The 19,223-nt window shown below is 70.3% G+C and carries 19 protein-coding genes; 10 read left to right on the top strand and 9 right to left on the bottom strand.

Translation table 11 applies throughout. The features are described 5' to 3' along the window. Positions 1-121: 121 nt before the first annotated feature. The 4 genes from pabB (at position 122) to msrA (ending at position 4,082) form a co-directional block, all read left to right on the top strand. Positions 122-1,831: an aminodeoxychorismate synthase component I gene (gene pabB, locus OPU66_RS12110; protein WP_498553906.1), complete on the top strand. Its 1,710-nt coding sequence runs from the start codon at positions 122-124 to the stop codon at positions 1,829-1,831. A 30-nt stretch (positions 1,832-1,861) separates the two neighbouring features. Next, positions 1,862-3,079, top strand: a complete 1,218-nt coding sequence (locus tag OPU66_RS12105; RefSeq protein ID WP_498553905.1) for a pyridoxal phosphate-dependent aminotransferase — start codon at positions 1,862-1,864, stop codon at positions 3,077-3,079. Between the two features lie 185 nt (positions 3,080-3,264). After that, entirely contained in the window at positions 3,265-3,444 is a 180-nt protein-coding gene (locus tag OPU66_RS12100) for a hypothetical protein (RefSeq protein WP_498553904.1), read from the top strand. Then, positions 3,441-4,082 (top strand): peptide-methionine (S)-S-oxide reductase MsrA, encoded by a 642-nt coding sequence (gene msrA, locus OPU66_RS12095; RefSeq protein ID WP_498553903.1) that lies wholly within the window; start codon positions 3,441-3,443, stop codon positions 4,080-4,082. Before OPU66_RS12100 ends, msrA begins: the two co-directional genes overlap by 4 nt. Before the next feature lie 28 nt (positions 4,083-4,110). On the opposite strand, the gene pdeM is transcribed toward msrA, so the two are convergent. From pdeM to OPU66_RS12075, 4 genes are all read right to left on the bottom strand, one after another. Continuing rightward, positions 4,111-4,785, bottom strand: a complete 675-nt coding sequence (pdeM, locus tag OPU66_RS12090; RefSeq protein WP_498553902.1) for a ligase-associated DNA damage response endonuclease PdeM — start codon at positions 4,783-4,785, stop codon at positions 4,111-4,113. Between the two features lie 213 nt (positions 4,786-4,998). Further along, positions 4,999-6,252: a dipeptidase gene (locus OPU66_RS12085; RefSeq protein WP_498553901.1), complete on the bottom strand. Its 1,254-nt coding sequence runs from the start codon at positions 6,250-6,252 to the stop codon at positions 4,999-5,001. Between the two features lie 2 nt (positions 6,253-6,254). Beyond that, positions 6,255-7,238, bottom strand: a complete 984-nt coding sequence (locus tag OPU66_RS12080) for a retroviral-like aspartic protease family protein (protein ID WP_498553900.1) — start codon at positions 7,236-7,238, stop codon at positions 6,255-6,257. Between the two features lie 95 nt (positions 7,239-7,333). Then, complete coding sequence (locus tag OPU66_RS12075; protein ID WP_498553899.1) at positions 7,334-9,778, bottom strand: ligase-associated DNA damage response DEXH box helicase; 2,445 nt, start codon at positions 9,776-9,778, stop codon at positions 7,334-7,336. A gap of 134 nt (positions 9,779-9,912) precedes the next feature. Here OPU66_RS12075 and OPU66_RS12070 point away from each other — a divergent pair, with 134 nt between their 5' ends. The 3 genes from OPU66_RS12070 to OPU66_RS12060 are packed head-to-tail and all read left to right on the top strand — an operon-like array spanning position 9,913 to position 11,929. Next, positions 9,913-10,332 (top strand): hypothetical protein, encoded by a 420-nt coding sequence (locus tag OPU66_RS12070; RefSeq protein ID WP_498553898.1) that lies wholly within the window; start codon positions 9,913-9,915, stop codon positions 10,330-10,332. An 8-nt stretch (positions 10,333-10,340) separates the two neighbouring features. Beyond that, entirely contained in the window at positions 10,341-11,339 is a 999-nt protein-coding gene (locus OPU66_RS12065) for a ligase-associated DNA damage response exonuclease (protein ID WP_498553897.1), read from the top strand. Continuing rightward, complete coding sequence (locus OPU66_RS12060; RefSeq protein ID WP_498553896.1) at positions 11,339-11,929, top strand: SOUL family heme-binding protein; 591 nt, start codon at positions 11,339-11,341, stop codon at positions 11,927-11,929. Before OPU66_RS12065 ends, OPU66_RS12060 begins: the two co-directional genes overlap by 1 nt. A gap of 69 nt (positions 11,930-11,998) precedes the next feature. Here OPU66_RS12060 and pgmG read toward each other — a convergent pair whose 3' ends face one another. Genes pgmG through OPU66_RS12045 form a run of 3 tightly spaced genes read right to left on the bottom strand, consistent with a single transcriptional unit; the run spans position 11,999 to position 14,555 of the window. Then, a complete protein-coding gene (gene pgmG, locus OPU66_RS12055; protein WP_498553895.1) occupies positions 11,999-13,387 on the bottom strand; it encodes a phosphoglucomutase/phosphomannomutase PgmG in 1,389 nt (462 codons plus the stop codon). Between the two features lie 47 nt (positions 13,388-13,434). Then, positions 13,435-13,752, bottom strand: a complete 318-nt coding sequence (locus tag OPU66_RS12050; protein WP_498553894.1) for a J domain-containing protein — start codon at positions 13,750-13,752, stop codon at positions 13,435-13,437. After that, the gene (locus OPU66_RS12045; protein ID WP_498553893.1) at positions 13,752-14,555 is read right to left on the bottom strand and encodes a division plane positioning ATPase MipZ; all 804 of its coding nucleotides are present in this window, start codon (positions 14,553-14,555) and stop codon (positions 13,752-13,754) included. Before OPU66_RS12045 ends, OPU66_RS12050 begins: the two co-directional genes overlap by 1 nt. Positions 14,556-14,641: 86 nt before the next feature. On the opposite strand from OPU66_RS12045, the gene panC reads away from it, so the two are divergent. Both panC and OPU66_RS12035 read left to right on the top strand, forming a co-directional pair. Beyond that, the gene (panC, locus tag OPU66_RS12040; RefSeq protein ID WP_498553892.1) at positions 14,642-15,487 is read left to right on the top strand and encodes a pantoate--beta-alanine ligase; all 846 of its coding nucleotides are present in this window, start codon (positions 14,642-14,644) and stop codon (positions 15,485-15,487) included. Positions 15,488-15,620: 133 nt separating this feature from the next. After that, entirely contained in the window at positions 15,621-15,917 is a 297-nt protein-coding gene (locus OPU66_RS12035) for a hypothetical protein (protein ID WP_498553891.1), read from the top strand. A gap of 4 nt (positions 15,918-15,921) precedes the next feature. On the opposite strand, the gene OPU66_RS12030 is transcribed toward OPU66_RS12035, so the two are convergent. Both OPU66_RS12030 and OPU66_RS12025 read right to left on the bottom strand, forming a co-directional pair. Beyond that, positions 15,922-16,821 carry a LysR substrate-binding domain-containing protein gene (locus OPU66_RS12030; RefSeq protein ID WP_498553890.1) on the bottom strand — a complete coding sequence of 300 codons (900 nt, stop codon included), beginning with the start codon at positions 16,819-16,821 and terminating at the stop codon, positions 15,922-15,924. 207 nt (positions 16,822-17,028) lie between these two features. Beyond that, on the bottom strand, positions 17,029-18,315 hold the full coding sequence (locus tag OPU66_RS12025) for an MFS transporter (RefSeq protein WP_498553915.1): 1,287 nt from the start codon (positions 18,313-18,315) through the stop codon (positions 17,029-17,031). 173 nt (positions 18,316-18,488) lie between these two features. Between OPU66_RS12025 and OPU66_RS12020 the strand changes: the two genes are divergently transcribed. Then, on the top strand, positions 18,489-19,106 hold the full coding sequence (locus OPU66_RS12020; RefSeq protein ID WP_498553889.1) for a class I SAM-dependent methyltransferase: 618 nt from the start codon (positions 18,489-18,491) through the stop codon (positions 19,104-19,106). Positions 19,107-19,223: the final 117 nt, after the last annotated feature.

Raw genomic sequence — 19,223 nt, 5'->3', positions numbered from 1 at the left:
CATGTGGCGCGGCGCGGCGGTTGCGGCAAGAGGGATGGGGGCGGCAAGACGGCCGGCGTCGGCGCGGCGCGGGGCAGCCCGGGCTTGCATCTGCCGGGCCAGGCGGCATGAGGGCGGCGGCGTGACCCCGTTTATCCTCCTCGACAATGCCCGCACCGGCACGGCGCTGCTCTACCGCGATCCGCAGGCGGTGGTGCGCGCCGACCGGGCGGCCGATGTGCCGGCGGCGCTCGCCGCGCTGCGCGGCCACCATGCCGCCGGGTTCATCGGCTATGAAGCCGGCGCGGCGTTCGAGCCGCGCCTGACCGGCTTGCCCGGCGCAAACGGCGTGGCGGGCGCGCCGCCGATGCTGTGGTTCGGGCTGTTCGGCCCGCCCGAACCCGTCAATCCCGCGGCGTTTCTGCCCGATCCGGCGGGCGCATGGATCGGCGCGCCCGAACCGCTGGTTGCGCGTGCCGATTATCTCGCCCGCGTCGCGGCGGCGCAGGCGGCGATCCGCGCCGGCGACATCTATCAGGCCAATATCAGCTTTCCGGCGGCGGCGCGCTGGACGGGAGATGTGCTCGCGCTTTACGCCGGGCTGCGCCGCCGCGCCGGGGCCGCGCATGGCGCGCTGGTGTTTACCGGCGAGCATGTCATCCTGTCGCTGTCGCCCGAGCTGTTCTTCACGCTTGACGGCGGCGTGCTGACCGCGCGGCCGATGAAGGGCACCGCCCCGCCCGGCAGCGACCCGGCGCTGCTCGCCGGCGATCCCAAGCAGCGCGCCGAAAATCTGATGATCGTCGATCTGCTGCGCAACGACCTTGCCCGGATCGCGGTTCCCGGCAGCGTCGCGGTGCCCGAGCTGTTCCGGGTCGAGGCGTATCCGACCGTCCAGCAGATGGTGTCGACGGTCACCGCCCGCATCCGCCCCGGCTGCGACGCGATCGACGCGCTGGCGGCGCTGTTTCCGTGCGGATCGATCACCGGCGCGCCCAAGATCCGCGCGATGGAGGTGATCGCCGCGCTGGAGCAGGCCCCGCGCGGCGTTTATACCGGCGCGGTCGGGCGCATCGATCCGGATGGCGGGGCGGCGTTCAACGTCGCCATCCGCACTCTGGTGACGACGCCCGGTGCCGATCGGGCGCTGCTGGCGATGGGATCGGGGATTGTCGCGGACTCCGATCCCGCCGATGAGTGGCGCGAATGCCTGTCCAAAGGAGCCTTTGTGGCGTCTGACGCCGGTTTTGACCTGATCGAGACGATCGCTTTTGACCCTGAGGACGGGCTGTTGCGGCTGGAGGCGCATCTGGCGCGGCTGAAGGCGAGTGCGGCGGCGCTGGGCTTTGCGTTCAACCGCCATGCCGCGCGCAACGAGTTGCAGGCGGCGACATTCCGGCTGCGCGCCCCCGCGCGGGTGCGGCTGCTCGCTTCGGCCGGCGGCAGCCTTGCGGTCGAGGTGCGGGCGATGCCGCCGGTCCCGCCCGGCCCGGTCGAGGTCGCGCTTGCCGACATGACGCTGCCGCGCGCCGATCTGCGCCGCGTGCACAAGACCAGCGACCGCGCCTTTTACGACGATCCGCGCCGCGCCGCCGGGACGTTCGAGGTCGCGTTCGTCGATGCCGAGGGATTCCTGACCGAAGGCAGCTTCACCAACCTGTTCGTCGAGCGCGACGGGACGTTGCTGACCCCGCCGCTGTCGCGCGGGCTGCTGCCCGGCGTGCTGCGCGCCGAGCTGATCGCCGAGGGCCGCGCGCGCGAGGCCGATCTGGTGCCGGCGGATCTGGGCGACGGATTCCTGATCGGCAATGCACTGCGCGGACTGTTGCGGGCGCGGCTGCGTCGGCTATAGCCCGGCGGGCCTGCCCGCAAAGGAGTGCCCATGCCCGCCCCCTCCGTCGCCCGTCTTTCCGCCGCGCTCAACCGTATCCAGCCGTCCGCGACGCTGGCCATGACCCAGCGTGTCGGCGACCTGAAGCGGCAGGGCATTGACGTGATCGGCCTGTCGGCGGGCGAACCCGATTTCGACACCCCCGATTTCGTCAAGGACGCGGCCATCGCCGCCATTCGCGGCGGCCAGACCAAATACACCAATGTCGACGGCACGCCCGAGCTGAAGGCGGCGATCATCGCCAAATTCGCCCGCGACAACGGGCTGACCTTCACCCCCGGCCAGGTGAGCGTGAATGTCGGCGGCAAGCACACCATCTTCAACGCCATCGTCGCCACCTGCGATGCCGGCGACGAAGTGGTGATCCCCGCGCCCTATTGGGTCAGCTATCCCGACATCGTCGCTTATGCCGGGGCAACGCCGGTGTTCATCGCCGCCGGGGCCGATCAGGGGTACAAGATCACCCCCGAACAGCTTGATGCCGCGATCACGCCGCGCACGCGCTGGGTGCTGATCAACTCGCCGTCCAACCCCAGCGGCGCGGCCTATAGCGCCGCCGAGCTTCAGGCGCTGGGCGAGGTCGTCCGCCGCCATCCGCATGTCCTCGTCATGACCGACGACATGTATGAACATATCTTCTACGCCGATTTCCCGTTCGCGACGCTCGCCCAGCTCTGCCCGGACCTTCAGGACCGCATCCTGACCGTCAATGGCTGTTCCAAGGCCTATGCGATGACCGGCTGGCGGATCGGCTATGCCGCCGGGCCGGACTGGATCATCAAGGCGATGGGCAAGCTCCAGTCGCAATCGACGTCCAACCCCTGTTCGGTCGCGCAGGCGGCGGCGGTCGCGGCGCTCACTGGCCCGCAGGATTTTCTGGCCGAGCGGCAGGCGGCGTTCCGCGCCCGGCGCGACATGGTGGTGGCGATGCTCAACGCCGCGCCCGGCCTGTCCTGCCCGACGCCCGAAGGCGCATTCTATGTCTATCCGGATGCAAGCGGCCTGATTGGCAAGGCGACGCCGGAGGGACGGCGGATCGCGACCGATGACGATCTGATCGATTATTTCCTCGATCATGCCCGCGTCGCCGCCGTGTCGGGCGCGGCGTTCGGCCTGTCGCCGGCATTCCGCGTCAGCTACGCGACCTCGGATGCGGTGCTGCGCGATGCCTGCACCCGCATTCAGGAGGCGTGCGCCGCGCTGCGCTGATCTGGCGCGCTCCCACAGGCTGATTGGCTGGCTGATCGGCCCGCTCATGCGGGCTGATCGAAAATCTGCATCACCCGCGCTCTGGTTCATCGCGCGGCCAGCATCCATTTGCGATCCCGAACCGTAACTTCGATCATCGCCGGGCCGTTCCCCCGAACGCCCCCCGGCCTCGACAGAGAAAGCCGATGTCCTTTTTCCGCTCCGCCCTGCTCCGCCAGTTTCTGGGCGGCTTCGCCCTGGGGGCGGTGCTGCTGCTCGGCTGGCAGGCGACCGACCGGGCGTTCGCGCCCGATGAGGCCGAAATCGCCGCCCGCCCGGCAGCGGGGCAGGCCGGCGCGTCGGTGATGGCGCAGGCGAGGCCGTGATCCGGGCCGCCGCGCCGATCGCCGCGCTGATCGCCGCTCTGGCGCTTGGCGGTGCGGCGACGGTCGCGGTGCCGCCGGCGCGGACCGATGTTCCCGCCGCCGGATCGCGCGCGACGGCGGTGCTGGCGGGCGGATGTTTCTGGGGCGTCGAGGCGGTGTTCGAACGGCTGGCGGGCGTCGAGTCGGTCGATTCGGGCTATGCCGGCGGATCGGCGGGCGATGCGCGGTACGACATCGTCTCGGCCCAGCGCAGCCGCCATGCCGAGGCGGTGCGCATCGTCTATGATCCGCGCCGGATCAGCTATGCGACGCTGCTGCGCGTGTTTTTCGCCGTGGCGCATGACCCGACCCAGATCGACCGGCAGGGACCCGATGTCGGGCCAAGCTATCGCTCCGCGATCTTCCCCGCCGATGCCGCGCAGGCCCGGGTGGCGCGCGCCTATATCGCCCAGCTCGATGCGGCGCGGGTATTCGCCCGCCCGCTGGCGACCCGCATCGAAACCGGGCACTTCTACCCGGCCGAGGCCTATCATCAGGACTTCATGGCCCGGCACCCCGACCATCCCTATATCCGCGCGCACGACGTGCCCAAGGTCAGGGCGCTGGCGCGGACTTTCCCGGCGCTGCTGCGCGGCTGAGCCTTGGTCGCGGCCCCGGCGCGCGCCCTCAGGCGGCGATCGGGAAGCGGAGCAGCCGGTTGCTGAGCGCGACCAGCGCCTCGGCACCATCGCCGGCGGCGCGGCGGATCTCCGGATGATCGGCATCCAGCCCGCCGGTCAGAGCGCCGAAAGCCGGCAGGATCAGCTTGCCCGCGCTGCGCACGAAACAGCGCCGCGCCACCTGACGCCCGCGCACGCGGACGCGGAGCTTGGGGTGGAAATGCCCCGAAATCTCGGGCCGCGGATCGGCGGGATCGGCCTCATGGCGCAGCACCAGCCCGTCGACCACCGCTTCATCGCGCATCGTGCCGGGCAGCGGGCGCGCGTCCGCAACCGTCGGGGCGGGATCGTGATTGCCGGTGATCCAGACCAGCCGGGTCGACGCCGCCAGCGCCTCGATCAGCGCACGCGCACGCTCGGGCAGTCGCGCGCCGCCGTCCGGATCGTGGAAACTGTCGCCCAGACACCAGATTTCCTGCGCCCCGGTCTGCCCGGCAAGCGCGGTGAGGGCGTCGAGCGTGGCCTGCGAATCATAGGGCGGCAGCATCTGGCCGGTGCGGGCGAACCAGCTTGCCTTTTCCAGATGCAGATCGGCGACCAGCAGCGCCCGGCGTGCCGGCCAGAACAGCGCCCCTTCGGGAAGCGCGGCCAGCTGATGCCCGGCGAACGAAAAGCGAACCATGGCCCAAGCCCTAACGGCTTTGCCCGGTCATGCAAACGGGGCGATATCTGATCCCGATTTATCTCTGGTGCGGCTCACGCCGCACGGGCGGCACCGGCCCACACCCCCACCCGGCCTCCCACATGATGCTGGCGCTGGGAGGCCGGATGGGGGCGCGGGCCGGTGCCGCGACCGCGCTATCAGGTGCGCAACAGCAACGCGCGAAAACCGCGCTCAGCCCGCCGCCTTTTCCACCGCGCGCAGCACGCGCAGCAGGTTGCCGCTCCACACTTTCCTGATGTCGGTGTCCGAATAGCCGGCGGCGCGCAGCGCGGCGGTGATCCGCGGCAGGGCGGCGACGTCGATCATGCCGGTCACGCCGCCGCCGCCATCCCAGTCCGCGCCGATGCCGACATGGTCGGGACCGAGCAGCTTCAGACAGTGCAGCAGGCTGGCCATGAACTGGTCGAACGTCGCCGGATTATAGGGCTGCACCCGGTCGAGCGCCGCCCATTCCGCCGCCACTGCGCGCTGCGCCGCCGGGTCGACACGGTCCATCGCCTCGCGCTTTGCCCACAGCGCCTGCCGCGCCGGGCTGCGGTCCACCGGGGCGAGGAAGATGCTGTTGACGAACACGACGCCGCCGCGCGCCGCCAGCGCCTTCAGCCGCTCATCGTCAAGGTTGCGCGGATGATCGAACACCGCGCGCGGGCCGGAATGGGACAGGATGATCGGCGCGCGCGACAAGGCCAGCATCTGGTCGAACGCGGCATCCGAGGCATGGCTGGCGTCGATCACCATGCCCAGCCGGTTCATCTCGGCCACCCATTGCCGGCCGAGCGCGCTCAGCCCTTGATGGCTGCCGCGCCCGCCGCTTGCCGCATCGGCAAACTGGTTGTCGCCATTGTGCACCGGACCGGCCAGCCGCACGCCGGCGCGGTGGAAATCGGCCAGCTTGGCGACGCTGTCGCCGAGCGGATAGCTGTTCTCGATCGATTGCAGCACGATGATCCGCCCGCGCGCGGCGAGCCGTTCGATCTCCGCCGCGCTGGTCGCCAGCGCCATGCGCCCGCCGCTGCCATCCACCATCGCGCGGATCTGGCGCAGCCGCGTGCGGGCATGATCGGCGGCGCGGGCATAGCCGGCGGCGTCGAGCGGCCCCTGTTCGGTGTAGATGACGAAAAACCCGCCATCCAGCCCGCCTTCGGCCATGCGCGGCAGATCGACCTGGCTGAGGTCGCCCGCATAATCGTGCCGGTCGCCGATCCGCCAGCCGGGCCGGCCGAGATGGACCGGCGTGTCGAGATGGGTGTCGAGCGCGAGCAGGCCCATGTGCAGCGCCCGCGCAGCATCGGCGGGCGCGGCCGGCGACGGCGCGGTGGCCGGCTGGTCTGCCGCCGCACATGCGGCGAGCGCCAGCGCGGCAAACGCCAGAGCGGGCCATTTCAGTGCGGCAGGTTTCGGCGCCGCAGATGCCGGCCGGGCCATGGTCAGCGCGCCGCCAGTTCGGTGGGCGCCGGCACCGCCGACGAGCCGCCGCGCACGAACCGCACCTGCTTGTTGGCGAAATCCACCGACACGCGCGAGAACAGCCTGAGCGCATCCATGCCGAGCAGCATCGCCGGCCGGTCGGCAAGGCCGAAGCGGCGGAACGGCTCGGCATCGGTAAAGGCGACCGGCAGGTTGTTGAGCGTCAGCCCGCCGATACGGATCTGGCGGATATGCGCGAACTGCGCGCTGATCGTGTCGCCGGTCACGCTGGTCAGCGCGACCGGGAGCAGCGGCCCGGCGCGGTGGCGATTGCCCAGCCGGCGCAGCAGCGCGAGATTGCCGATGCTGGTTTCAGCGCCGGTGTCGACGATCACCTGGATGCGCTGCCCCTCGATGCTCGAATCGACGAGGATCAGCTGGCCGAACCGGCTTTTGGCGCGCACGACGATCATGTCATCGTCGCGGCGTTCCTCGCGCTTGCGCGCCGCCGACACGGTCATCCGCCCCGCCTTGAAATCGAGCACCAGCCGCCGCGCCTGCAGGCTGTCGAGGCCAAGCAGCCCGGCCGCGCCGATATGCACCGCCTCAAGCGCCGGGGCCTCGATCGGGGCGATGGCGGTGCCCGACACCTCGAGCTGCGGCACGATCACCGTGCGCACCTGGTCGGTGCCGGTGACCGTGACCAGCCGGCGCACCGGGCCGGGGGCCAGTTGCAGCCGCTCGGCCAGCTGGCGCGACACCACCGTCCGCTCGGCCCCGGTGTCGACGACAAAGGGAATGTCGGTCAGGCCGCCGATCGCCACCGGCACCGTCATCCGCGCCGCCCGGTCCGCGCCCAGATCGAGCGTCGCCAGCGGGTCGCCGGGGGCGTCATCGGCCGGCTGCGCGGCTGGCGCGGCGGCAGCGGGGGCGAGATCGGGCGGGGTCGCGGCGGCCGGCATCAGCGCAAGGGCGGCGAGCAGCGGGGCAAAAGCGGTCGGCATGGTGGTGATCCTTCTCCGCCCGCCATATTGCCCGGTTCGCGCGCCCTTCGCCAGCGCCGCCCGCGCGCGGTCTGCACGGGCGGATCGGCACCGCGTCAATCGGCGCGCATTGCCTCGGCCGCCAGCGCCTCGGCCTCGATCAGCAGCTGATCGTCGACCCCGCGCGCGGCGACGCGCTCGCGCCCGATCAGCACCAGCACCGGCACCGCCAGCGGGCTGACCCGCTCCAGATCCATGTGCAGCATCGTCGGCCCGGCGCGTTCGAGCAGCGCCGCCAGCCGCCCGAGATCGGTCATCCGCGCGCGGGCATCGTCCCATGCCGCCTTGAGTAACAGGTGATCGGGTTCATAGCGGGTGAGCACGTCATAGATCAGGTCGGTCGAAAAACTGACCTGCCGTCCGGTCTTGCGCTTGCCGGGATGCTGGCGCTCGACCAGCCCGCCGATCACCGCGACCTCGCGGAACGCGCGCTTGAGCAGCGAGCTTTGCTGCGCCCATTCGACGAACTCATGTTCCAATATGTCGGGCGAAAACAGCGCGGCGGGATCGCTGATCGGGGCAAGGCTGGTCGTCGCCAGCGCATAGTCGCTGGCGACAAAGCCGAGCGGTTGCAGCCCGAGACTGTCCATCCGCCGCGTCAGCAGCATGCCGAGCGACTGGTTGGCGTTCCAGCCTTCAAACGTATAGGCGACGAGGTGGTGCCGCCCCTCGCGCGGGAAGGTTTCGACCAGCAGCTCGCCGGGGCGGGGCAGGCGCGAGCGGCGGGCCTGCATGTCCAGCCATTCGCGCACATCGGCGGGAAAGCGCGCCCATATCGCAGGATCGGCGAGAAAGGCGCGCACCCGGTCGGCCAGGTGGCTGGAAATCGGCATGCGCGCGCCGCCATAGGTCGGCACCCGCGCCGGGCGGCTGGTGGCGCGCACCACCACATCCTCGGCCTCCACCCGCTCGACCTCCAGCGTCAGCCCGGCAAAGAAGAATGTGTCCCCCGGCCCCAAAGTCGCGGCGAAGGATTCCTCGATCCGCCCGAGGCTGCGGCCGTTGCGGAAGCGGACGTTCAGCATCGCTGCCTCGACGATGATGCCCGCATTCAGCCGGTGCTGGGTGACAAAGGCCGGATGGCTGACGCGCCAGCGCCCGTCGGCGTCGCGGGCCAGCCGGCGGAACCGGTCATAGCTTTTGAGCGCATAGCCGCCCGAGGCGACAAAGCCGATCACCTGCGCGAACAGCTCGGCGGTCAGCGCCGAATAGGGCAGGGCGGCGCGCACCTCGTCGAGCAGCGCCGCCTCGTCGAACGGCGCGGCAGCGGCGCAGGCCATGATGTGCTGGGCGAGCACGTCGAGCGCACCCGGCCGGAACTGTTCCTGATCGAGCGTGGCCTCGGCCACCGCATCGACCGCCGCGCGCGCCTCCAGATATTCGAAGCGGTTGCCGGGGACGATCAGCGCCTCCGACGCCTGATCGAGCCGGTGATTGGCGCGCCCGACGCGCTGCAACAGCCGCGATGATCCCTTGGGCGCGCCCATCTGGATCACGCAGTCGACATCGCCCCAGTCGACGCCCAGATCGAGCGAGGCGGTGGCGACGAGCGCGCGCAGCCGCCCGGCGGCCATCGCCTCTTCCACCTTGCGCCGCGCCTCGACCGACAGGCTGCCATGATGGATGCCGATCGGCAGCTGCGCGTCGTTGAGCGTCCACAGGTCCTGAAAGATCAGCTCGGCCAGGCTGCGCGTGTTGCAGAACACGATGGTCGTGCGCCGCCGCGCGATTTCGGCCATCACCTGCCGCGCCGCATAACGGCCGCTATGCCCGGCCCAGGGGATGCGGTCATCGGGAATGACGATCCGGATGTCTGGCGGCGCGCCCGGATCGCCGGTCACCAGCGCGACCGAATCGATGTCGCCATAAGGTGCCAGCCAGGCGCGATAGGCATCGGGATCGGCGACGGTTGCCGACAGGGCGGTGCGGCGCAGCGCCGGGGCCAGCGCCTGCAACCGTGCAAGCGACAGCGCCAGCAGATCGCCGCGCTTGCCGCTGGCAAAGGCATGAACCTCGTCGATCACCACCCGCCTGACGGTCGCCAGCAGCGCCGCGCTGTCGGGATAGGACAGCAACAGGCTCAGCGACTCGGGCGTCGTCAGCAGGATGTGCGGCGGGCGCGCGCGCTGGCGGGCCTTGCGGTCCGATGGCGTGTCGCCGCTGCGCGTTTCGACGCTGATGTTCAGGCCCATTTCGGCAATCGGCGTCATCAGGTTGCGCCGCACATCGACCGCCAGCGCCTTGAGCGGCGAGACATAAAGCGTGTGCAGCCCATCGCCGGGATCCTCGGCCAGATCGACGAGCGTCGGCAGGAAACCGGCAAGCGTCTTGCCCGCCCCGGTCTGCGCGACGAGCAGCGCGTGGCGGCCCGCCGCCGCGGCGTCGAGCATGTCGAGCTGGTGGCGGCGCGGCACCCAGCCGCGCGCGGCGAACCAGTCGGCGATCCGGGCCGGCAGGCGCGGATGCAGGGAGGGCGGGGTGGCGGCACCCGTGTCGGCCATGGTCTGTCCAGTGAAGCGCCGGGGCGCGGCGCGCAACCCCCGGCCACGATCTCTGGCTGCCATCGGGCGCGGCGATCGGGGGGGGGCGATAACGGTTTGCGATCCGTGCGGCGGGGGATTAATGGCCTGAAGCCATGGGACAGATTGCGCCGCGCGCCTTCGGGCTTGCCATTCTCGCCGTCGTGCTGGGCGTTGTTGCCAGCGTCGTCTGGGTGCTTGTCTATGCGCTGGCGGTCGCGCCGGGGCAGGGGCAGCAGGCCTATGTCGATTATGCCAACGCCGCCGCGCCGACCATTGCGCTGACGACCGGCGTGCCGATCATGGTGCTGCTCGGCTGGTGGATCGGGCGCGGCCGCGACCGGCGCACGGCGCTGTTCGGCGGGGCGCTGGTGGCGCTGTTCTTCTTCGCGATCGACATCGCGCTGCTCGCCGGGCTGGGCAATATCGCGCTTGCGCCCTGGGCCGAAATCCTGCCGGGCTATGCCGCGCGGCTGGCGGCGGCGCTGGCCGGGGCGGCGCTCGCCGCCCGGGGCGGGGCGCGCACGGCCGGCTGAACCACGCCATGGCGCGCCTCGGCGACTGGATCGAGCCGCGCGCCGAGGGCATCTACATCCCCGCCGCAGATGCATGGATCGATCCGTCGCGGCCCAAGCCGCGCGCGCTCGTCACCCATGGCCATGCCGATCATGCGCGCGGCGGCCATGGCTGTGTCTGGGCGACGCCGGCGACGCTGGCGATCATGGACGCGCGCTACGGCCCGCAACAGGCGGTGCCGGTCGATCATGGCGCGGCGCTGACGCTGGGCGATGTCGCCATCCGCTTCGTGCCCGCCGGCCATGTGCTCGGCTCGGCGCAGATCGTGCTCGACCATCGCGGCGAACGCATCGTCGTGTCGGGCGATTACAAGCGCCGCGCCGATCCCACCTGCCTGCCGTTCGAACCCGTTGCCTGCGACGTGTTCGTGACCGAGGCGACGTTCGGCCTGCCGGTGTTCGTCCATCCCGATACCGGCGACGAGATCGACCGGCTGCTCGCCGCCGTCCATGCCAATCCCGACCGGGCGGTGCTGCTGGGCGCCTATGCGCTTGGCAAGGCGCAGCGGATCATCGCCGAACTCAGGCTGCGCGGCCATCATGCGCCGATCTATCTGCACGGCGCGATGGAGCGGCTGTGCGCGCTTTATGCCGCGCACGGCGTCGCGCTGGGCGAGCTGCGCCCGGTTGCGGGGGCGGCGCGCGCCGACATGGCCGGGCATATCGTGCTCTGCCCGCCCGCCGCGCTCAACGACCGCTGGAGCCGCCGCCTGCCCGATCCGCTGACCGCGATGGCATCGGGCTGGATGCGCATCCGCCAGCGCGCCCGCCAGCGCAATGTCGAGCTGCCGCTGATCGTGTCTGACCATGCCGACTGGAACGAGCTGTGCGCGACCATCATCGAAATCGCGCCGCGCGAAGTGTGGGTGACGCATGGCCGCGAGGATGCGCTTGTCCATTGGTGCGCCACCCGCCAGATCAGGGCGCGCGCGCTCGACATTCGCGGCTATGAGGACGAGGACGACTGATGGCGAAATGGGGACGGTGGCTGGCAATCGGCGGCGTCGCGGCGGTGGCGGCGAGCGCCTATCTCTATGCGCGGCGCGAGGCGCGGGCGGCGCAGCCCGGTTACAGGGTGGTCGAACGCGCCGGGGCGATCGAGATCCGCGACTATCCGGCGCTGCTGGTCGCCCAGTCCGAAGACCCGGGCGACCGCAAATCGAGCCTTGATCGCGGCTTTCGCAAGCTCGCCCGCTACATCTTCGCCAAGTCGCGCGAGGGCGAGAAGATCGCGATGACCGCGCCCGTGCTCCACGATGCCGCAGCACCCGGCCGCTGGCGCACGCGCTTCATCATGCCCGCCGGCTATCGCCGCGACACTTTGCCTGCCCCGGCCGCCGGGGTCGACATTGCCGATGTCCCGGCGCGGCGGGTGGCGGCGATCCGCTTCAACGGCCGTGTCGACGATGCCGCGCTCACCCGGCGCGAGGCCGATCTGCGCGCCTGGCTGGCGGCGCGCGGCCTGACCGGCGGGGCGGCCGAATATGCATTTTACAACAGCCCGTTCGTCGCGGCGGCAATGCGCCGCAACGAGGTGCTGATCCCGCTCGCCGGCTAGGGCGCTCCAGGTCTTTGGTTTGACGCATTTTCCGAGCCGCCGGGCGGTTCCGCCCGGCGCGCGGATGCGTCAGTGCCCGGCCTGCGGCCCGCGCACGATGCCCGACCGGCCAAGCTGATCGTCGATCTGCGCGACCAGCCGGTCCAGCCCTGCCTCCGACCGGCCTTCGGCACGGGCGACGAGCACGTCCTGGGTGTTCGATGCACGCAGCAGCCACCAGCCATCGGCGGTGGTCACGCGCGCGCCATCGGTGCGGTCGACGGTCGCGCCTTCGCTTTCCAGCCGCGCCAGCACTTCATCGACAACGGCGAATTTGCGCGTTTCATCGACCTGGAAGCGCATTTCGGGCGTGTTGATCATCTGCGGCATCGCGCGGCGCAGATCGGCGAGCGAGCGGCCCGCCCGCGTCAGCGCGCCGATCAGCCGCACCGCGGCATAGAGCGCGTCGTCGAACCCGTAATAATCATGGGCAAAGAAGATATGCCCGCTCATCTCCCCGGCCAGCGGCGCGCCGGTTTCCTTCATCTTCGACTTGATCAGGCTGTGGCCGGTCTTCCACATCAGCGGCGTGCCGCCCAGCTCGGCGATGCGGTCGTAAAGCGCCTGGCTGGCCTTCACATCGGCGATCACCGTCGCGCCGGGCAGATCGGCAAGCACCGCCTCTGCAAGCACGGCGAGCAGCTGGTCGCCCCACACCACCTGGCCTTCGCCATCGACCGCGCCGATGCGGTCGCCATCGCCGTCAAAGGCGATGCCGAAATCCAGCCCCTTGTCGGCCACCAGCCGCTTCAGATCGGCCAGATTCTTTTCCTCGGTCGGATCGGGATGATGGTTGGGAAAGGCCGGATCGACATCGGTGTAGAGCAGGTGATGCTCACCGGGCAGCAGCCTGACCAGCTTTTCGAGCGCCGGGCCGGCCGCGCCATTGCCGGCGTCCCAGCCGATGCGGAACGCGCCGCCGGCAAAGCCCTGCACCAGCCGCGCGACATAGCGGTCGAGGATCTCGATATCGCTGACCTCGGCCGGGCCGTCCGCACCCAGCCAGTCCCCGGCGGCGGCCAGCCGGCCGATTTCCTGAATGTCCGCCCCGAAGAACGGCCGGTGCTGGAACACCATCTTGAAGCCGTTATAGCTTGGCGGATTGTGGCTGCCGGTGATCTGGATGCCGCCATCGACGTCGAGCACCGCTTCGGCGAAATAAAGCATCGGCGTCGCGCCCAGCCCGACCCGCACCACTGCGCAGCCGCTGTCGGTCAGCCCGCGCGTCAGCGCCTCGGCCAGCATCGGCGAGCTGTCGCGCCCGTCCCAGCCGAGCGCGACCCGCGTGCCCCCGGCGCGGCGCAGCAGCGTCGCAAAGCTGCGGCCGATCGCATAGGCATCCTCGGCCCCGAGCGTCTGGCCGATGACCCCGCGAATGTCGTATTCGCGCAGGCAGCTGGCGTGAAACTGATGTGACATCAAACCTCCTGTTCGGGCAGCGCGCCGATCGGCCGCTCCCTTACACCTTAATTGTTGCCGCTCCGTTCGTGTTCAGCCAGCAACAGGTCGCGTGCGGCATTGACCTGATTGGCCAGCCCCGCGCTGCCCCCGGCATCGGGATGGACCCGCGCCATCAGCCGGCGATGCGCGGCCCGGATCGCCGCCGCATCGGCATCGGCGGCAACGCCCAGCAGCTGCCGCGCCTCGGCCAGCGCCGCGGCGGGCGGGCCGTCGCTGCCGATACGCCTGCCCCCTTCGTGTCCCGCCCGGATGCGCCGCGACCGGCCCCGCCACCACAGCAGGACGAACCCGGCCAGCGCCAGCAGCGTGACCAGCTTGGCCATCAGGCCCCGGCGCTGCTGGTGGTCGCCGCCTGATCCCCCTCGGGCAGGCCCAGCCCCGCCACCAGCTCGCGCAGCTCCTGCCGGGCGGCGACATGGCCCAGCCCGACATCCTGGATCTGGCCGATGTCGAGCATGGTCAGCCCGCTTGGGAACAGCTCGCGATAGATCACGCGCTCGCCCAGCCCCGGGATCAGCCGGAAGCCGACGCGCCGCGCCAGCGCCGTCAGCGCTTCGCCGACGCGGCGCATGTTGCGCGCCTCGATATGCTGCAGGCGGTTGCGCAGCACGACCCAGTCGATGGTCGTGCCATCGGCCTTGGCGCGGGCCTTGCGCGCGTCCCAGATCAGTTCGGAATAAAAGCTTGGCCGGCTGACCTTGTAGCTTTCGGGGTCGACCTGCCCGATCAGATCGAAATCGACAAAGCTGTCGTTCATCGGCGTGACCAGCGTGTTGGCAAGCGATGCCGCGCGCCGTGCGATCGGATCGTCGCGGCCGGGCGTGTCGATGACCAGAAACTCCGCCCCCTCGGACATTGCCGCGATCCTGGCCAGAAACGCCTGTTCGTCGCCCTCGCCATGCGTGTCGACGCGCGGCGTCGGCAGATCGACCTGCCGGCGCTTGGCGGTCGCGGCGCGGTTTTCCAGATAGCGGGCCAGGGTGCGCTGGCGATGATCAAGGTCGAGTGCGGCGACGCGCCGGCCCTGCGCGGCGAGAGCGACCGCGACATGAACGGCGGTGGTCGATTTGCCAGTTCCGCCTTTTTCATTAGCAAAAACAATAATATGCGTGCGATCGGCAGACATGAGATCCGGCTCGGCCCTTTGAAGAGTCTTGATGGCCGCTATCCGGCCCCCTATTCAGCGCCGCCCATATCGGAGGCCGTCCAGCCGTGCAAACCATCCGTCAGATCGATGCGCTCCGCGAGGCGGTCGCCGCCCTGCGCGCCGATGGCCAGCCGGTCGCGCTCGTCCCCACAATGGGGGCGCTGCACGCCGGCCATATCGCGCTGATCGCAGAGGCGCGCCGCCGCACGCCCCATGTCGTCGCGTCGATCTTCGTCAATCCGCGCCAGTTTGCCGCGCATGAGGATCTGGACCGCTATCCGCGCCGGCTGGCCAAGGATCAGGCGATGCTGGCCGAGGCGGGGTGCCAGCTGCTCTGGGCGCCCGAGGTCGACACCATGTATCCGGCCGGCTTTGCCAGTTCGATCACCATCACCGGCGTGACCGCACCGCTCGAGGGCGCGGCAAGGCCCGGCCATTTCGACGGCGTCGCCACTGTCGTCGCCAAGCTGTTCAATCAGGTCGGCCCCGACATCGCGCTGTTCGGGGAGAAGGATTATCAGCAGCTGGCGGTCATCCGCCGGCTGGTCGCGGACCTTGATTTCGCGATCGAGATTGTTGGCGTGCCGACCGAGCGTGAGGAGGACGGCGTCGCCCTGTCGTCGCGCAACGCCTATCTGACCGAGGAGGAGCGCGCCCAGGCCCGGGCGCTGCCGCGCGCTTTGGGCGAGGCGGCGGGGGCGATTGCGGCGGGTGGCGATGTTGCCGAGGCGCTGGCGCGCGCCGAAGCGGCGCTGGTCCGCGCCGGATTCGGCCCGGTCGATTATGTCGCGCTCGCCGATGCGGACACGCTGGCCCCGCTCGACCGGCTCGACCGCCCGGCCCGGCTGCTCGCCGCCGCATGGCTGGGGACGACGCGGCTGATCGACAATATCGCGGTGATGCCCGCCTGAACGGGGTGTTCTGATCGGGAAGAACGGCACCGGCCCGCACCGCAACCACCCCGGCACGTCCCTGAGCGCGCGTTAACCATTTTTTCAGCCCCGCCGCCCAAACCTGTCCGAGGTAGCAAGCGGAGGGGGCCTTATGGGCAGCAGCTACAAGAGTGCGGCGTTTCTGATTGAATCGCGACTGAGCGAGGCTGCGCGCGGTGACGCGCAGGCCTGTTTCGAACTTGGGATTGCCTATTCATCGGGGGCGGGCGGGCTGTCCGTCGACCTGATCGAGGCGCATAAATGGTTCAACCTGTCGGCGCTGGCGGGGCTTGCCCGCGCCCAGCAATGCCGGGCCGAGATCGCCGAGGAAATGACCGCGCGCGAGATCGCCGAGGCGCAGCGTCAGGCCCGCGCCTGGCTGAGCGCCACCCAGCGCCGCGCCGCCTGACCGGTCAGGCCGCGGCGTTCGCGCCGTCGCCGAACCGTCCGGTCAGCCAGCGGTGGAAGATCGCGACCGCCGGTGCCCGCAGCGCACGCGGGCGGCACGCGAACCAATAGCTGTAGGGGCTGGTTGCCGACACGTCGAACAGCCTGACGAGGCGCGGGTCATTGGCGTTGCGCAAATGGCTTTCGTGCATCATCGCCACGCCCAGCCCCTGCGCCGCCGCCTCCAGGATCAGCTGCCCCGAATCATAATGGTCGATCGCCTGTGGCTCGATCCGCCCGAGGCCGAGTGCGGCGCAAAAGGCGTCGAACGCATCGGGCAGATCGCGGTGCAGGAAGACGGTGGTGCGCGCCAGATCGCGCGGATGGCGAAGCGCGTCCGGCCCCTCGGTCATGCTGCGCGCGCCGATGGCGAAAATCTGGTTGCGGTCGAGCCGATAGGCGTAAAGCCCCGGATCGATGTCGCGCGCCAGCCAGATCGTCGCGTCGAGATCATCGCCCAGCCGCGACAGGCTGTGCGGCGCAGTGTCGATGTCCAGATGCAGTTCGGGATGGGCGGCGCGCAGCTCGGGCAGCAGCGGCAGCAATTGCTGCGTTGCGAACAATGGCAGCACCCCCAGCCGCAGCCGGAGCACCGGGGCGCTGCTGGTAAACCCCTCGATCGCCTGGGCCAGCCCCGACAGATGCGGGGCGATGGCGTCCATCAGCTTTTCGCCGTCGCTGTTCAGCCGCATCGCCTGGGGCAGCCGGTCGAACAGCGGCCGGCCCAGAAACCGTTCCAGCGTCTGCACGCGGCGGCTGAGCGCAGGGGAAGAGAGCGCAAGCTCTTCCGCCGCGGCCTTGACCGAGCCGAGCCGTGCGACCTGCTGAAATGCCTCGATTGCGGTCATCGGCGGAAGCCGGCGCACCCCCTGTCCCCCCAGTTCATAGCGGCCCCGGCGCCGCTCGTTTCCGCCCCATAACATGATTGCAGTTTATGCAATGCATCTTTCGCACTTCGCACTTGCACAAACTCATGCTGCACTGCACATAGGACGGGCCTTTCAGGCATCCTCTCCTAAAAACTTTTTCGGCCGGTCCGTTTGGACCGGCCTTTTTTTGGTTCCGGCGGGGGATCAGCGTGCCAGCCGCGCGGCGAGATAGGGCAGCAGCGCCAGCAGCGCAGCCCCGGCGGCCAGATAGGGCAGGGGTGGCCAGATTTCATACATGCCGACGCCGATTGACGGGCCGAGCACGAAGCACGCGCCGTTGACCGCCGTCGTCCGCCCGGCGACCGCGCCCTGCTCGTCGCTGCCGACAGCGAGCGACGCCCCGGCGGTGAAGGCCGGGCGCAGAAAGCCGAAGCCGAGCGACGCGAGCGCATAGGCGACGCACAGCATGTGCAGCGACGTTGCAAAGCCGGTGACGACACAGCCCGCCGCCGAGACGAGCGCCCCCCACAGCGCCAGTTCGCGGGGCTTGAGCTTGAGCGTCGGAATCAGCCCCCATTGCGCAAGCAGCGCCGCGCCCGCGCCGGTCATCAGCACCAGCCCGGTCGCCCCGGCGGCGGCCATGGTCGACAGGCCGAGCCGGTCGAGCACGACAAAGCCGATCGCCTGGCCGGTCATCGCCTGCGCATGGCCGGCGACCAGCCCGGTCAGCATCCACGGCCAGATGCGCGGTTCGGTGAGCTTCATCGGCGGGGTGCGGCCCTCGGCCATCGCCGCGCGCACGCTCGCCCCGGTCGGCTCGCCGCCGATCGACGGATAGCTGGCGGCGGCCCCGTGCGCGGCTGCCGGCTGGTCGTCGCCCAGCCGCGCCCAGGCATAGACGAGCACGATCACGCCGATGCCGGAAAACACAAAGGCCGGCCCGGCCAGCCCGACCACCGGCAGCACGAAAAACGGCGCCAGCGCCGGCCCGAGGATCGTCCCCAGCCCGAAGGCGGAAGCGAGCAGGGTGAGTGCCCCGGTGCGTTCTTCGCGGCTGCTGTGCGCGGCGACAATGGCCTGGGCCGCGGGAGGCGCGGCCGCGCCGAAGCCGCCATAGAGCATGCGGGCCAGGATGAACGCGCCAAAGGCGACGCCGGGCGCGATCCAGCCGATGATGCCGGCGGCCAGAAACGCCCCGCACAGCGACACTGACGAGATGAAGCCGAACAGCCCGAGCAGCACCATCGCCCGCCGCCCGGCCCGATCCGACCGTTCGGCCCAGAAGGGCGCGGCGATGACCCAGACCAGCGCCGACACCGAAAATGCCGCCGCGACCGCGCTGTCGGGCACTTTGAGCGACCGGCCGATCGCCGGCAGCACCGATTGCAGCGCGGTGTTGCCGGCGGCGATCACCAGCATCACGACGAACAGCAGCTTGAACGGCGGCGCTTCCTTGCTGCCGCTCAGCGGCTCGCTTTCGCCAGCCGGCATGTTCCTGTCACCATGATCCGCCATTGCCGGGGAACCGATAGGGCAATGGCCGGCGCTGTAAAGCCTTGGTCTTTCAGCCGGTGCCCGAAACCGCCTGCCGCGCGCGGGGCTTGCCCGGCTTGCCTTTGGGGGGCGGATTTGCGACGCACGCGCGCCCCCGTCCAGGAGAGACGATGCCCGTTTCCACCGCCCGCCGCAAATCGCGCATCCCCGGGCTCGCCGCGTTGCTCCGGCTGCCGCCCGTGCTGTTCCTGCGCGGGTTCCTGAAGGCACCGGCCATGGTCGGATCGATCGTGCCGTCGTCGCAGCGGCTGATCGCGCGCATCCTGGCCCCTGTGGACTGGGGGCGGGTGCGGCTGTTCGTCGAATATGGGCCGGGGGTCGGCACCTTTACCCGGCCGATCCTTGACCGCCTGCCCGCCGACGCGGTGCTGGTGGCGATCGATCCCAATCCCGATTTCATCGATTATCTGAAGCGCGAGATCGTCGATCCGCGGCTGTGTCTGGTGCGCGGATCGGCGGCCGATGTCGAACAGATCATCGCCGATCTTGGCCATGATGCGGCCGATTACATCGTCTCCGGACTGCCATTTTCGACGCTGCCCGAGGGTGTGGCGGCCAGGATCGCCACCGCCACCGCCGCCGTGCTGCGCCCGGGCGGGGCGTTTCTGGTCTATCAGTTTTCGGGCAAGGCGCTGCGCTGGCTGGCCCCGGCCTTTCCCCGCATCGACCGTTCGCTCGAGCTGTGGAACGTGCCGCCGGGATTTTGCTTTTTCGGCTGGAAGGACTGAGCCGGTATCGCGCGGTGTGCGCGGCACCGGGGGTTGTTCGTTGGGAAGAACGGCACCGGCCCGCACCCCCACCCGGCCTCCCAACGGCAGGATACGCTATGGGAGGCCGGGTGGGGG

It is taken from the genome of Sphingomonas sp. URJC2, assembly GCF_059803575.1.
This window is presented reverse-complemented; position numbering and strand designations above follow the sequence as displayed.